This window comes from Pseudomonas sp. TE12508 (assembly GCF_056279485.1).
On record NZ_JBWCCN010000006.1, the window covers coordinates 132552 to 146670 of the forward strand.

Consider the following 14119-nt stretch of genomic DNA (forward strand, 5'->3'; position numbering starts at 1 on the left):
GTACGTATGGCCTATTTCGAACATGAAGGTTGCAACCTGCACTATGAGGAATATGGCCACGGCACGCCGTTGCTGCTGGTTCACGGGTTGGGCTCCAGCACCCTGGACTGGGAAATGCAGATCCCGGCGCTGTCAGCCCGCTACCGGGTGATCGTCCCGGACGTACGCGGCCACGGGCGCTCCGACAAACCCCGTGAGCGTTACAGCATCGCCGGATTCAGCGCCGACCTGATCGCTCTCATTGAACACTTGCACCTCGGCCCGACACATTATGTAGGGCTTTCCATGGGTGGCATAATCGGCTTTCAACTGGCGGTGGATCAGCCGCAATTGCTCAAAAGTCTGTGCATCGTCAATAGCCAGCCGCAAGTCAAAATGCAAAAGCCCAGTGACTACTGGTGGCTAATCAAACGCTGGAGCATGGCCCGACTGCTGAGCATGGAAACAATCGGCAAAGCCTTGGGGCGCATGCTGTTTCCCAAACCCGACCAAGCCGATTTGCGGCAAAAAATTGCCGTGCGCTGGGCAAAGAACCACAAACATGCTTATCTCGCCAGCTTCGATGCCCTCATAGGCTGGGGGGTTCAGGAACGACTTTCGCGAGTCACCTGTCCAACCCTCATCGTTAGCGCAGACCACGATTACACACCGGTCTCGGTGAAGGAAACTTACGTAAAACTGCTGCCCGATGCGCGGCTGGTGGTGATCGCCGATTCGCGCCACGCCACCCCGCTGGACCAACCCGAACGCTTCAACCAAACGCTGCTCGAGTTTCTCACCGCAGTCGACACCACCACTCAGGATCACTGACCCATGCTGAAAAAAATTGCCCTCGTCGCCGGCTCCGTTCTGTTTGCCGCCAACCTGATGGCCGCCACGCCCGCCAAGGCGCCGCACGTGCTGCTGGAAACCACCAACGGCCAGATCGAAATCGAACTGGACCCGGTCAAGGCGCCGATCAGTACCAAGAACTTCCTTGAGTACGTCGACAGCGGCTTCTACAACAACACGATTTTTCACCGTGTGATTCCTGGCTTCATGGTCCAGGGCGGCGGTTTCACTCAACAAATGCAGCAAAAAGAAACCAAGGCGCCGATCAAGAACGAATCCAAAAACGGCCTGCATAACGTGCGTGGCACGCTGTCCATGGCTCGTACGTCCGTGCCTGATTCAGCCACCAGCCAGTTTTTCGTCAACGTCAAAGACAATGACTTCCTCGATCAGGGCGACGGCTACGCGGTGTTCGGTAAAGTCGTGAAAGGCATGGACGTGGTGGACATCATCGTCAACTCGCCAACCACCACCCGTGGCGGCATGAAAGACGTGCCGGCCGATCCCGTGTTCATCAAGTCGGCCAAGCGCATCGACTGAGAGTAAGCTGGACAGGGAGTCTTGAGCGGCCGCCGGTTCTGCCGGCGCCGCTCATATCGTTTAAAGGAGAGCCCGTGCGCGGGCGGAGAACTGATGCTTTATCGTCGTTTTGAAAAACTGATCGACATTTTCCGCGATGCACCGACGGCGGCTCCGCCGGATCGGGTTCTCCCCTTCTATACCTATTACCTGAAGCAGGTCTGGCCGAGTTTCGCCGTCCTGCTGATCGTCGGCCTGTTCGGCGCGCTGATCGAAGTGGCGCTGTTCAGCTATCTGAGCCGCATCATCGACCTCGCCCAAGGCACGCCCAACGTCGATTTTTTCAAGGAACACGGCATCGAACTGGCCTGGATGGCGGTGGTGGCGTTGGTCCTGCGCCCGATATTCGTCGGCTTGCATGACTTGCTGGTGCACCAGACCTTGAGCCCCAGCCTGACCAGCCTGATCCGCTGGCAAAACCACAGTTATGTGCTCAAACAGAGCCTCAATTTCTTCCAGAACGACTTCGCCGGACGCATCGCCCAACGCATCATGCAGACCGGCAACTCGTTGCGCGATTCGGCTGTGCAAGCGGTGGATGCGCTATGGCACGTGCTGATCTACGCGATCAGTTCACTGGTGCTGTTCGCCGAAGCCGACTGGCGCCTGATGATCCCGCTGCTGACCTGGATCGCCGCCTTCATCGGCGCCCTCTACTACTTCGTGCCACGGGTCAAGGAACGCTCGGTGGTGTCGTCCGATGCGCGCTCCAAACTCATGGGACGGATCGTCGATGGCTACACCAACATCACCACCCTGAAGCTGTTCGCCCACACCAACTTCGAGCAGCAATACGCCCGCGAAGCGATCAAGGAACAAACCGAAAAAGCCCAACTGGCCGGCCGTGTGGTGACCAGCATGGACGTGGCCATCACCAGCATGAACGGCCTGCTGATCGTCAGCACCACCGGCCTCGCGCTGTGGCTGTGGACGCAGTCGTTGATCTCAGTGGGTGCAATTGCCTTGGCCACGGGCCTGGTGATCCGCATCGTCAACATGTCTGGCTGGATCATGTGGGTGGTGACGGGCATTTTCGAAAACATCGGCATGGTTCAGGACGGTTTGCAGACCATTTCCCAGCCAGTCAGCATCACCGACCGCGAGCAGGCCAAGCCTTTGAAGGTGGCCCGTGGCGAGGTGCGTTTCGATCACGTCGATTTCCACTACGGCAAGAAAAGCGGGATCATCAGCGACCTCAACCTGACGATCAAACCCGGCGAGAAAATCGGCTTGATCGGCCCGTCCGGTGCCGGCAAATCGACGTTGGTCAATCTGCTGCTGCGCCTCTATGACGTGCAGGGTGGGCGGATTCTCATCGATGGCCAGAACATCGCCGAAGTTGGCCAGGAAAGCCTGCGTGAACGCATCGGCATGATCACTCAGGACACCTCGCTGCTGCACCGTTCGATCCGCGACAATTTGCTGTACGGCAAACCCGACGCCACCGATGCCGAACTCTGGGAAGCGGTACACAAGGCCCGGGCCGACGAGTTCATCCCGTTGCTGTCGGACTCCGAAGGTCGCACCGGTTTCGATGCTCATGTCGGTGAACGCGGTGTGAAGCTCTCCGGCGGTCAGCGTCAGCGGATTGCCATCGCTCGGGTGCTGCTCAAGGACGCGCCGATCCTGATCATGGACGAAGCCACCTCGGCCCTGGACTCGGAAGTCGAAGCAGCGATTCAGGAAAGCCTCGAAACCCTGATGCAGGGCAAGACCGTGATCGCCATCGCCCACCGCCTCTCGACCATCGCGCGGATGGACCGTTTGGTGGTGCTGGAAAACGGCAAGATCGCCGAAACCGGCAGCCACGCCGAACTGCTGGCCCATGGCGGCTTGTATGCGCGGTTGTGGCAGCACCAGACCGGCGGGTTTGTCGGGATCGATTGAGGTTTGTGATCAACACCGGCCCTGTGGGAGCGGGCTTGCTCGCGAATGCGGTGTGTCAGGCAACATCGATATTGACTGACACTCCCTCTTCGCGAGCAAGTCGAATCGTCGCACCGCCGCTCCCACACTGGATCTCCAGTACCCGCGGGTTACAGCGTCAACACCATCTCATGCCACGCCATCCCGCCATGGTCCGACGCAGAGGGCTTGATGTAGGCAAAACCAAACCCGGCATAGAGCGCAATGTGCCGCTCTTTGCACATCAAGTTGATGCTGGACTTGTTCAGTGCACGCATGCGCTGGATAAACTCACTCATCAAGCGTTTCGCCAGCCCCTGCCCCTGATAGTCCGGATGCACCACCACCGACATGATCACCACGTGCGGGCCGGCCGGGTCGTGGCCGATCAGTTCCTTGAACGCTTCGTCCGACATCTCCACCTGAAATGCCGCACCGGAATTGATGAAACCGGCGACAACGCCATTCACTTCAGCAACGATGAAGCCCTCGGGCCAGGTGGCGATGCGGGTGGCGATTTTCTCGCGGGTAGCGGCTTCATCGCCTTCGTAGGCAACGGTTTCGATGGCATAGCAACGGTCCAGGTCAGCGGGGCTGACGTGGCGGATGACGGTGTTCATGGCAGCTCGGAATCGGCGTGGGAAAGGTTGGGATCATAAATCAATAAGGTGTTGATATCGATCAGAGCGGCGGATCGCCGATCCGCCGCTTGACCCGCTCATTACACTTTTAGCGGCAGCCAGATTTCCAGCACGCCGGTATTGAGCTTGGGGTTGAAATCGTCGCTGTAGCGTTCGAACTCCGGAGCGTCCGCCGCTTCATGACCGGACTTCGGCAGCCAGGTTTTCCAGATGTATTGAAAGGTCTGGGGCAAGGCATCCAGAGAGCCCTTGTGTTCGAAGACTGCATACTTCTGAGGCTGAACTTCGATCCAGCGGTACTTCTCGGGCAGGTCGTCGAGCTTGCTGATTTCGACACCGGCGATGTATTCGAAACCACCCTTGCCATCCGGATTGCAGCAGATGCCGTAGGTTACTTCGCTTTTCTGACCGGGAATTTTGCCCATCTCGGGAATGAATTTCTCCCATAGGTCGGGGATCGCTTTGGTTGTCTCCGCCGTAAATCGTCCGCCAAGCCCCGCTATGAGCATGAAGTGCCCGTTTTCAAAGCGTGGCTCGACCTTCTCGGCGCTTGTTTGCTCATCCATGACTCAACTCCTGGTACAAAAGGTGGGTTCGGCTGGGAGTATAGAAGCCAAACCTGATTCGCCCAGTTACAGTGCGTGCAACTGTTCGAGGGCGCCCGGACCGATGAACTCGTTGTAACCCGATAGGATCACGTAGACCGCGAAATAGCAGAAGATCGCTGCCGATGCCATGTAGGAATAACGCAGTAGTTTGTCCCCGAGCAATTTGCCACCGTGGCTCGCAGCGAAGCACAGACCCACACACCAGAGCACACCGGCGCACAAGAAACCGCCAAGAAACAGCGCCGAGCTGACCGCGCCACCACCACCGGAACGGGCGATCAGTGTTCCGCCTACCGCGGCGAACCAGAGAATGGCGCTGGGGGACGACATGGCGAGGAAAATCCCGCGAAAGAACTCCTTGCGGTGGGAGTTGTGACCGACTTCAGCGGTCTGCGCCAACAGCGCTTCATGGTGGATCGCCGAATAAATCATCTTCGCCGCGAAATACAGCAGCAGCGCCGACCCGCCGATCCAGAGCACCCATCGCACGGTTTCGTATTGCAGCAAAACGGTCATGCCAGCCAGGGCCAGCACGGCGTAAATCAGGTCGCCGACACACGTCCCCAGTCCCAGCGCAAAGCCTTGGAAATAGCCGCGCTGCATCGCCAACGTGATCATTGCGATATTGGCCACACCGATGTCCAGGCACAGCGAAAGGCTCAGCAAAAAGCCGCTGGTAAATTCCATCAACCGATTTCCTTCGCAAAAATTGTTTACATAGACGCTGGACAGTCTGCCACAGCTGCCCTTACATTCCGCCACAGGCCACCGCAGTGGCCAGCGTCGCTCGGACGGTTCCGGGCGCTTACGTTATCCGAGGCAACAATGGCCGAACAAGGTTCGCCGCGCCGCTTTGCGCGCATAGATCGACTCCCCCCTTACGTTTTCAACATCACTGCCGAGCTGAAGATGGCCGCCCGGCGTCGTGGCGAAGACATCATCGACTTGAGCATGGGCAATCCCGACGGCGCCACGCCGCCGCACATTGTCGAAAAACTCGTCACTGTTGCCCAGCGTGAAGACACCCACGGCTATTCCACGTCCAAAGGGATTCCGCGCCTGCGCCGGGCGATCTCCAATTGGTACAAGGATCGCTACGAAGTCGACATCGACCCGGAAACCGAAGCCATCGTCACCATCGGTTCCAAGGAGGGTCTGGCGCATTTGATGCTGGCCACCCTCGATCAGGGCGACACCGTGCTGGTGCCGAACCCAAGCTACCCGATTCACATCTACGGTGCCGTGATTGCCGGTGCCCAGGTGCGCTCGGTGCCGCTGATTCCTGGCGTGGATTTCTTCGCCGAGCTGGAACGGGCGATTCGCGGCTCGATCCCGAAACCGAAAATGATGATCCTCGGCTTCCCGTCCAACCCCACCGCCCAGTGCGTGGAGCTGGATTTCTTCGAGCGGGTAATCGCCCTCGCCAAGCAGTACGATGTTTTGGTGGTGCACGACCTGGCCTACGCCGACATCGTCTACGACGGCTGGAAAGCCCCGTCGATCATGCAAGTGCCCGGCGCCAAGGACATCGCGGTGGAGTTTTTCACCCTGTCCAAGAGCTACAACATGGCCGGCTGGCGCATCGGTTTCATGGTCGGCAACCCGGAATTGGTCAACGCCCTGGCGCGGATCAAGAGCTACCACGATTACGGCACCTTCACCCCGCTGCAGGTCGCGGCCATCGCGGCGCTGGAAGGCGATCAGCAATGCGTCAAAGACATTGCCGATCAATATCGGCAGCGTCGCAACGTGCTGGTCAAAGGCCTGCATGAACTGGGCTGGATGGTCGAAAACCCGAAAGCATCGATGTATGTCTGGGCCAAGATTCCCGAGGCTTACGCACACATGGGCTCGCTGGAATTCGCCAAGAAACTGCTGGCCGAGGCCAAGGTCTGTGTCTCGCCGGGCGTGGGATTTGGCGAGTATGGGGATGATCATGTGCGCTTCGCGCTGATCGAAAACCAGGACCGGATTCGTCAGGCCGTGCGCGGGATTCGCGGGATGTTCCGGGCGGATGGGCTAGTAACCAAAACCAACGCCTGACACATTGATCGTTCCCACAAAAAAACCGCATTGCTGCGGTTTTTTTTTGCTTGATCGTTCCCACGCTCTGCGTGGGAATGCCGCCATGGACGCTCCGCGTCCACTGTGACGCGGAGCGTCACGGGATGCATTCCCACGCGGAGCATGGGAACGATCAGTGCAGTGTGCTTAAACGAACAACGACAACAGCAGGATGAAGCCCAGGCCCACCACGGACAGGATGGTTTCCATCGCGGTCCAGGTCTTGAAGGTTTCCGCCACGGTCATGTTGAAGTACTGCTTCACCAGCCAGAAACCGGCGTCGTTGACGTGGGACAGGATCAACGAACCGGCACCGGTGGCCAGTACCAGCAGCTCACGGTTCACGCCCGGAATCATCCCCACCACCGGCACCACGATGCCCGCGCCAGTAATGGTCGCCACGGTCGCTGAACCGGTCGCGATGCGGATCACCGCCGCCACCAGCCAGGCCAGCAGGATCGGCGAGATCTGTGCGTTCACCGCCATGTGACCGATCACGTCACCCACACCGCTGGTCACCAGCATCTGCTTGAAGCCACCACCGGCACCGATGATCAGAATGATCGCGGCGGTCGGCGCAAGGCTGGCATCCAGCCATTTCATCATTTGGCTGGAACCGATGCCCTGCTTGTAGCCGAAGGTATACAGCGACAGCAGCAATGCCAGCAGCAACGCCGAAATCGGGTGACCGATCAGATCCATGAAAGTGCGGAAGATGTTGCCATCGGGCAGCACCACGTCGGCAAATGTCTTGAGCAGCATCAGGAACACCGGCAGCAGCACGGTCACCAGAGTGATGCCAAAGCTCGGCAGTTCAGCCGAATCCGTTTCGCGCGACAGTTGATCCACCAGCTCCTGGTTCGGATGACCGGGAATGTGCTTGGCAATGAACGTACCGAAGATCGGGCCAGCGATGATGGCCGTTGGAAGCGCAACGATCAGGCCGTACAGAATGGTTTTACCGATGTCGGCACCGAACACACCGATGGCCAGCAGCGGACCCGGGTGCGGCGGCACCAGGCCGTGTACCGCGGACAGACCAGCCAGCAGCGGGATACCGATCTTGATGATTGACACGCCAGTGCGACGGGCCACGATGAACACCAGCGGAATCAGCAGCACGAAGCCGATTTCGAAGAACAGCGGAATGCCGACCAGGAACGCGGCGAACATCATGGCCCACTGCACCTTGTCCTTGCCGAAGGCGCGGATCAACGTCTGCGCAATCTGATCCGCACCGCCTGATTCGGCCATCATTTTGCCGAGCATCGTGCCCAGCGCCAGGATGATGCCGACGAAACCGAGTACCCCACCGAAGCCATCCTGGAACGCCTTGATGATGGTGCCGATCGGCATGCCGGACGTCAGCCCGAGGAAGGCGGCGGCGATGATCAGTGCGAGGAATGGGTGCAACTTGAACTTGGTGATCAGGACGATAAGCCCGATCACTGTGACCACTGCGTCTAGCAGCAGGAATGACTCGTGGGACATGCCAAACATGGGGGGTGTCTCCGTTGTTTGTTGTTGTTATGAAAGCAATTATTCAAATGCCGTCAGGACAGCGCTATCTCTTGGAGCAAAACTCAACTGGCGAGTTTCAAGCCATGATCGAGCCACCATGCATGAGCCTGCTTCGCCAATTCATCGACGCTGTGGCTGGACGCATCCAGAGCCAGGGTCAGGGGCTCACCAACGGGCGATTCAAGTGTGGCGAACTGGCTGTCGATCAAGGTCGACGGCATGAAGTGGCCCGGCCGATGAGACACACGATCGGCGGCGACTTCGGGGGTCAGCTCAAGAAAAACGAAGCCCAGGCCCGGCAAGGCACTGCGCAAGCGTTCGCGGTAACTGTGTTTGAGGGCCGAACAGGTCAGCACCGGGCGCTCGCCTTTGGCGTCGACGCGGCGCAGTTCATCGCACAGGCTGTCGAGCCAGCCGGCACGGTCTTCATCGTTCAGGGGGATACCCGCGCTCATCTTTTCGATATTGGCGGCAGGGTGGAAAGTGTCGCCTTCAATGGCGGTCGCGCCGCTAAGCTGGCACAAGGACTGGCTGACGCACGTCTTGCCGCAACCGGCAACGCCCATGATGACCAGGGCGGTGATGGGATGATTCATGTAACACCTCAGCGCGCAGACAGCGCTACCTTTGCGACGTAAGACTCAAGTGCAAAAGCAGAAGTTGCCGACGCCTTCTTGTCATTTTTGTGGGTTGCAGCATGTTCGTTCTCGAGGCCAAAAAGCGAGGATCAGGCAAACCTCGTTCACGCATTTGCAGCTGCATCGAGACAGCGCTACCTTAGTGCCTTGAATTTTGTTTGGCAAGCCGTCCGATGAATACCCCTAAAAACGATAAAAATACTCGCACCACTGGCCGCCCTACCCTCAACGAAGTCGCGCGCCTGGCCGGTGTCAGCCCGATTACAGCGTCCCGCGCGCTGCGCGGCGTCAGCACGGTGGCCACCGAACTGGTGGAAAAAGTCCAGAAGGCCGCCCTCGACCTGAACTATGTGGTCAACCCCGCCGCCCGCGCCCTGGCCTCGGCCCAGAGCCATTCCGTGGTGGTTTTGGTGCCGTCATTGTCCAACCTGCTGTTCATCGACACGCTGGAAGCCATTCATCAGGTTTTGCGACCAAAGGGCTTCGAAGTGCTGATCGGCAACTTCCATTACTCACGTGATGAAGAAGAAAACCTGCTGCGCAATTACATGGCTTATCAGCCTCGCGGCCTGTTGCTGACCGGTTTCGACCGCACCGAAAGTTCGCGACGGATGATCGAGGCCAGCAACATTCCCTGCGTCTACATGATGGAACTGGACAGCGCGGCGGGGCTCAATTGCGTCGGCTTTTCGCAAGTCGCTGCCGGCGAAACCGCTGCCGGGCATTTGCTGTCACGCGGTCGCAAACGCCTGGCCTACATCGGCGCGCAACTCGATCAACGAACGCTACTGCGTGGCGAAGGTTTCCGCCGCGCGCTGCAAAAGGCCGGTTTGTATGATCCAGCCCTGGAAGTGCTGACACCACGAGCCTCTTCGGTGGGTCTGGGAGGCGAATTATTCCTGCAACTGCTCGCTGCCCATCCAGACGTCGATGCGATCTTCTTCGGCAACGACGACCTGGCCCAGGGTGCGTTGCTCGAAGCGTTGCGCAATGGAATCAAGATCCCCGAGCGCGTGGCGATCCTCGGCTTCAACGACCTGCCGGCATCAGAGCACATGGTGCCGCGCCTGAGCAGCATCAGCACCCCACGAGAAGCCATCGGCCGTCGCTCCGCGGAGCTGATGCTGACCTTGCTGGCCGGCAATTCAGTGACCAAACCGGTGCAGGATATGGGGTTTGAATTGAAGGTGCGCGAGAGCACCTGAAGCGCGACCATTCCCACGCTCCGCGTGCTAGATTCCCGATACCTGGAACAGCAAACGGAGAAGCTCAATGGGACATACGCTGAAGATTTTGGGTCGGGCCTCGTCAATCAACGTCAGAAAAGTCCTGTGGACCTGCGACGAACTGGGCGTTTCCTACGAACGCGAAGACTGGGGCAGCGGTTTCGCATCGACCCAGAGCCCGGAATTTCTCCAGCTCAACCCCAATGCACAAGTGCCGGTCCTCATCGATGAAGCCGGCGTGCTGTGGGAGTCCAATACCATTTGCCGGTACCTGGCCGGCAAACACCAGAACACTGATCTGTTGCCCATCGAACCGGCGGCGCGCGCTCGCGTGGAGCAGTGGATGGACTGGCAAGCCACCGAACTCAACCCGTCGTGGGGCTACGCATTTTTTGCGCTGGTCAGGCAATTGCCGAACTTCCAGGACTCGCAGCGGATTGCTGATGGCGTTCGCGGCTGGAACGCAAAAATGGGCATCCTCGAACAGCAACTCGCGACAACCGGTGCATATGTCGCCGGACCGCAGTTCACACTGGCCGATATCCTCATCGGATTGTCGGTCAACCGCTGGCGGATGACCCCGATGGAACGCCCGGACTACCCCGCCGTCGACGCCTATTGCCAGCGGCTGGCGTTGCGGTCGGGGTTTATGGAACACGCTTGCAACGGCGTGCCTTGATTTCACCCCCGGCCCAGTTCAAGCGCGAAACCTGCGGGAGCGGGCTTGCCCGCGATAGCGGAATGTCAGTCAACGAATGTGTTGAATGTGACGCCGCCATCACGGGCAAGCCCGCTCCCACATGGATTGCGGTCTGCAAGCATCCCCAACAACACCCGCACCGCCGCCGAAGGTTCTTTGTGAGGCGCGACCACCAAGGCAAACTCCCGCTCGATATGCGGCATCACCGGCACTACTCGCAAGCCTCGGCGATTGGCAGGCAAGGTCATTTCCGGCACCAAAGTCACACCGATGTTTTCCCGCACCAGAGTGAACGCACTGCTCCACTCTCGCACCTCGGCTCGCACATCCAGCAGTTGTAGCCCGGCGTCGGCGGCCAGGCTGCGGGCATTGGTCGAACAACCGCCCGTGGCCAGCACAAAGGGTTGCTCCGCCAGTTCAGCCAATGAAACGCCCTCCTCATTCGAGCGGCGCGCCAAGGGGTGGCCACCAGGCAGAACCGCCACCCAGGCATCACGCCCCAGACGACCGGCACTGCGCGCGGGTACCGGGTTCAATACCACGCCGACATCCACCAGCCCGGTACTGAGCAATGTTTCCACTTCATCGTCGCTGACCTCCAGCGCCACCACTTGAATGCCGGGATACAGCCTATTGAACTGGCGCAGCAGCGGCGGCAGAAAGGTCGCCAACACCAACGGAAAACTGGCCAGGCGAATCGTCCCGCGCTGGATGTCCTTAGCGGCATCGACGGTACTGCGAATGTTCTCGAGGGCGCCGAGCATGGTTCGCGCCTGTTCGATCACAGGCAAGCCGATGGCGGTCGGCAAGGTCTGACGGTTTTCCCGGCTGAACAGCTGAACGCCCAAGGTTTCTTCGATCAGTGCCAGCGCCTGACTGGCACCGGACTGGGTCATCCCGACCCGCTCGGCCGCCCGGGTGATGTTGCCGGTGTCGGCCACCGCCACCACCATTCGCCAATGCATCAGGTTCATCATGGCAGTAGCTTTCCTAATGGCAGTGTTCTGAAAGATTAATTTTACCGAGGGTGCCGCGCACTATGACACTGGCGCAAACCTGCAACCAGAGCCCTGCCCATGAAGTTGTATTACGCCCCGCAAGCCTGCTCATTGGCGCCGCACATCGTGCTGCGCGAACTGGATCTGCCGTTCGAGTTGGTCCGCGTCGACAACAGCACCAAGCAAACCGCCACCGGCGAGGACTTCCTCGCCATAACCCCCAAAGGCTACGTCGCGGCGTTACAGCTGGATAACGGTGATGTGCTGACCGAAGGCCCGGCGATCCTGCAGTACCTGGCGGACTTGCGGCCCGAGGCCAACCTGGCAGCGGAGAACAGGACGTTCGAGCGGGTGCGTTTGCAGGAATGGCTGAATTTCGTTTCGACCGAGATTCATGGCGGGCTGGGTTGGCTGTTCAATTCGCAGTTTTCGGATGACGTGAAAGCGCTCATCAAAGAGAAGCTGTTCAAGCGTTTTGTCGTGTTGAGTCAGACGCTGGAGGGGCAGGATTATCTGATGGCTAGCGGATTCAGTATTGCTGATGCGTATCTGTTTACGGTGTTGCGCTGGACGCAGGTGTTTGGCATCGATCTGGATCAATGGCCGGCGTTGGCGCGGTTTCAGGCGCGGGTTGATTCGCGGCCAGCCGTGAAGGCGGCGTTGGCTGCGGAGTTGCCGTAAGGCTTGAAATCATTCGCGAGCAAGCCCGCTCCCACATTTAACCGAGTTCTTACTGTAAGAATGCGATCAAATGTGGGAGCGGGCTTGCTCGCGAAGGCGGCAGTTCAGACACTACAGAAACATCAGACAAAAACTACAAACTCTCACTCACCTTCGTAGCCACCTCCCCCGGCACCCAAACCTTCCACACCTGCGGCTGATCGCGCAAAAACGCTTCGGCCACCTGACGCGGTGGCTGGCGTTTTTCGCTCATCTGCCCGAGGGTCTGGTTCAGCAGATTGATCGGCAAATCGACCTTTTCGAAGAACGCCACCAGGTCCGGGTACTGCGCCTTGAACGGTGCCGACACACCGATAGCCAGGCTGGCCGGCATCGAACGTGTGCCCTTGGGGTTCGGGTTGTTGGCATCGGCCAGGGTCTTCCAGGCTTGCGCATCGAACGGCGGCTCTTCGAGTTTCACCAGTTTGAATCGACCCAGCAGTGGCGTCGGCGACCAGTAGTAAAACAGTACCGGTTTGCCACGGCGGATCGATGAAGCGACCTCGGCATCCAGCGCCGCGCCGGAACCGGTGCGGAAGTTGACGTAGCTCGCAGTCAGGTCATAGGCCTTGAGTTTCTGGCTGTTGACGATCTCCGATGTCCAGCCGGTCGGGCTGTTGAGGAAACGCCCGCGGCTTGGGTCTTCGGGGTCGCGGAACACGTCCTTGTAGCGCGCCAGGTCGGCGACGGATTTCAGCTCCGGCGCCAAAGGTTTAATGCCGCGTTCCGGGTCGCCCTTGATCACGTATTCCGGCACCCACCAACCTTCGGTGGCGCCTTTGACCGTGTCGCCCAAACCAAACACTTTGCCCTCCGATGCCGCCTTGACCCAGGCCGGACTGCGCCCGGCCCACTCTTCGCCGATCACTTGAATATCGTTCTTCGCCAAGGCTGCTTCGAGGCTGACAGTACTGCCCGGCAAGGTGTCGGTCGGGTAGCCATAACCTTTCTCGACGATCAACCGCAGGATCTCGGTGATCAGGCTGCCACTTTCCCAGGTGATGTCACCGAAGTGGATGGGCGTGGTTTTTTCTGCAGCCGGAACGTGCCCAGCCACAAGGCTCAGGGCCAGCAGCGAACTGCCGAGCAGGGTTTTGATCGATCTCATGCAGACCTCTGGGTCAGGGGTAATCGGTTCAAGGGTTCGTTGGCACTGTGCCGGGCGCACAGTGCCTGGGAGCGGGTCATGTAGACGCTGACCGAGCGCAGGGAAATGCCCAGTTCGGCGGCGATTTGGGGGTAGGTCAGGCCGTCGATTCGCGACAACAGGAAGGTTGCCCTGACCTTGCCCGGCAGGCGCTCGAGGGTTTGATCAAGGCGTGTCAGGGCCTGGGAAAACTGCGCCAGATCTTCAGGCGATGGTCCGCCGAACGGGTCAATCGGCGATAGCTGATCGAGGTGTTGGCGTTCCAGGTCGCGACGACGCCACAGCTGATAAATCAACCGATGGGCAATGGTGGTGAGCAAGGCGCGAGGTTCGCGAATTGGCGTCAGACCTGGCGATTCGAGCAACTGCACGAAGGTCTCGGCGGCGATGTCTTCGACGCTGGGACTGGCCCCCAGGTATCGGCGCAGCCGTGTACACAGCCAGGCATAGTGGGCGCGGAACAATCCGCCCACGTCGTTGCGATGAGAAAGGTCGGCGCCGGACATAGAGGCTCCATGGGTTAGGGGTCGCTGAATGTCCG

Annotated in this window: 15 protein-coding genes; 7 read left to right on the forward strand and 8 right to left on the reverse strand. The window is 59.4% G+C overall.

The window, feature by feature from the left end:
- Nucleotides 1-6: 6 nt before the first annotated feature.
- The 3 genes from ACZ9IM_RS10125 (at nucleotide 7) to ACZ9IM_RS10135 (ending at nucleotide 3297) form a co-directional block, all read left to right on the forward strand.
- On the forward strand, nucleotides 7-810 hold the full coding sequence (locus tag ACZ9IM_RS10125; protein WP_218397847.1) for an alpha/beta fold hydrolase: 804 nt from the start codon (nucleotides 7-9) through the stop codon (nucleotides 808-810).
- A 3-nt stretch (nucleotides 811-813) separates the two neighbouring features.
- Nucleotides 814-1371 carry a peptidylprolyl isomerase A gene (locus ACZ9IM_RS10130; protein ID WP_008013582.1) on the forward strand — a complete coding sequence of 186 codons (558 nt, stop codon included), beginning with the start codon at nucleotides 814-816 and terminating at the stop codon, nucleotides 1369-1371.
- Between the two features lie 93 nt (nucleotides 1372-1464).
- Nucleotides 1465-3297, forward strand: a complete 1833-nt coding sequence (locus tag ACZ9IM_RS10135; RefSeq protein ID WP_401174062.1) for an ABC transporter ATP-binding protein — start codon at nucleotides 1465-1467, stop codon at nucleotides 3295-3297.
- 149 nt (nucleotides 3298-3446) lie between these two features.
- On the opposite strand, the gene ACZ9IM_RS10140 is transcribed toward ACZ9IM_RS10135, so the two are convergent.
- The 3 genes from ACZ9IM_RS10140 to ACZ9IM_RS10150 all read right to left on the reverse strand — a co-directional run bounded on the left by ACZ9IM_RS10140 (nucleotide 3447) and on the right by ACZ9IM_RS10150 (nucleotide 5251).
- On the reverse strand, nucleotides 3447-3935 hold the full coding sequence (locus ACZ9IM_RS10140) for a GNAT family N-acetyltransferase (protein WP_123501442.1): 489 nt from the start codon (nucleotides 3933-3935) through the stop codon (nucleotides 3447-3449).
- Nucleotides 3936-4036: 101 nt separating this feature from the next.
- On the reverse strand, nucleotides 4037-4522 hold the full coding sequence (locus tag ACZ9IM_RS10145) for a GyrI-like domain-containing protein (RefSeq protein ID WP_476223825.1): 486 nt from the start codon (nucleotides 4520-4522) through the stop codon (nucleotides 4037-4039).
- A 66-nt stretch (nucleotides 4523-4588) separates the two neighbouring features.
- Nucleotides 4589-5251 (reverse strand): LysE family translocator, encoded by a 663-nt coding sequence (locus ACZ9IM_RS10150; RefSeq protein ID WP_476223826.1) that lies wholly within the window; start codon nucleotides 5249-5251, stop codon nucleotides 4589-4591.
- 138 nt (nucleotides 5252-5389) lie between these two features.
- Here ACZ9IM_RS10150 and alaC point away from each other — a divergent pair, with 138 nt between their 5' ends.
- Nucleotides 5390-6607: an alanine transaminase gene (gene alaC / locus ACZ9IM_RS10155; protein ID WP_123357886.1), complete on the forward strand. Its 1218-nt coding sequence runs from the start codon at nucleotides 5390-5392 to the stop codon at nucleotides 6605-6607.
- Between the two features lie 168 nt (nucleotides 6608-6775).
- Here alaC and ACZ9IM_RS10160 read toward each other — a convergent pair whose 3' ends face one another.
- Both ACZ9IM_RS10160 and ACZ9IM_RS10165 read right to left on the reverse strand, forming a co-directional pair.
- Nucleotides 6776-8128: a GntP family permease gene (locus ACZ9IM_RS10160; RefSeq protein WP_008069109.1), complete on the reverse strand. Its 1353-nt coding sequence runs from the start codon at nucleotides 8126-8128 to the stop codon at nucleotides 6776-6778.
- Nucleotides 8129-8211: 83 nt separating this feature from the next.
- Entirely contained in the window at nucleotides 8212-8745 is a 534-nt protein-coding gene (locus tag ACZ9IM_RS10165) for a gluconokinase (RefSeq protein ID WP_007902444.1), read from the reverse strand.
- A gap of 215 nt (nucleotides 8746-8960) precedes the next feature.
- Here ACZ9IM_RS10165 and gntR point away from each other — a divergent pair, with 215 nt between their 5' ends.
- Together gntR and ACZ9IM_RS10175 are read left to right on the forward strand one after the other, a co-directional pair.
- The gene (gntR, locus tag ACZ9IM_RS10170) at nucleotides 8961-9992 is read left to right on the forward strand and encodes an HTH-type transcriptional regulator GntR (RefSeq protein WP_123501447.1); all 1032 of its coding nucleotides are present in this window, start codon (nucleotides 8961-8963) and stop codon (nucleotides 9990-9992) included.
- A gap of 67 nt (nucleotides 9993-10059) precedes the next feature.
- Nucleotides 10060-10692, forward strand: a complete 633-nt coding sequence (locus ACZ9IM_RS10175; RefSeq protein ID WP_476223827.1) for a glutathione S-transferase family protein — start codon at nucleotides 10060-10062, stop codon at nucleotides 10690-10692.
- A gap of 65 nt (nucleotides 10693-10757) precedes the next feature.
- Here ACZ9IM_RS10175 and ACZ9IM_RS10180 read toward each other — a convergent pair whose 3' ends face one another.
- Nucleotides 10758-11690, reverse strand: coding sequence for a LysR family transcriptional regulator (locus tag ACZ9IM_RS10180; protein WP_427626011.1), 933 nt, complete (start codon nucleotides 11688-11690; stop codon nucleotides 10758-10760).
- 99 nt (nucleotides 11691-11789) lie between these two features.
- Between ACZ9IM_RS10180 and gstA the strand changes: the two genes are divergently transcribed.
- Nucleotides 11790-12392, forward strand: coding sequence for a glutathione transferase GstA (gstA, locus tag ACZ9IM_RS10185; RefSeq protein ID WP_476223828.1), 603 nt, complete (start codon nucleotides 11790-11792; stop codon nucleotides 12390-12392).
- Between the two features lie 133 nt (nucleotides 12393-12525).
- Here the strand turns inward: gstA and ACZ9IM_RS10190 are convergent, their stop codons facing one another.
- Together ACZ9IM_RS10190 and ACZ9IM_RS10195 are read right to left on the reverse strand one after the other, a co-directional pair.
- Entirely contained in the window at nucleotides 12526-13539 is a 1014-nt protein-coding gene (locus ACZ9IM_RS10190; protein WP_476223829.1) for an ABC transporter substrate-binding protein, read from the reverse strand.
- Nucleotides 13536-14084, reverse strand: coding sequence for a sigma-70 family RNA polymerase sigma factor (locus tag ACZ9IM_RS10195; RefSeq protein ID WP_427626008.1), 549 nt, complete (start codon nucleotides 14082-14084; stop codon nucleotides 13536-13538). Before ACZ9IM_RS10195 ends, ACZ9IM_RS10190 begins: the two co-directional genes overlap by 4 nt.
- Nucleotides 14085-14119 lie beyond the last annotated feature (35 nt).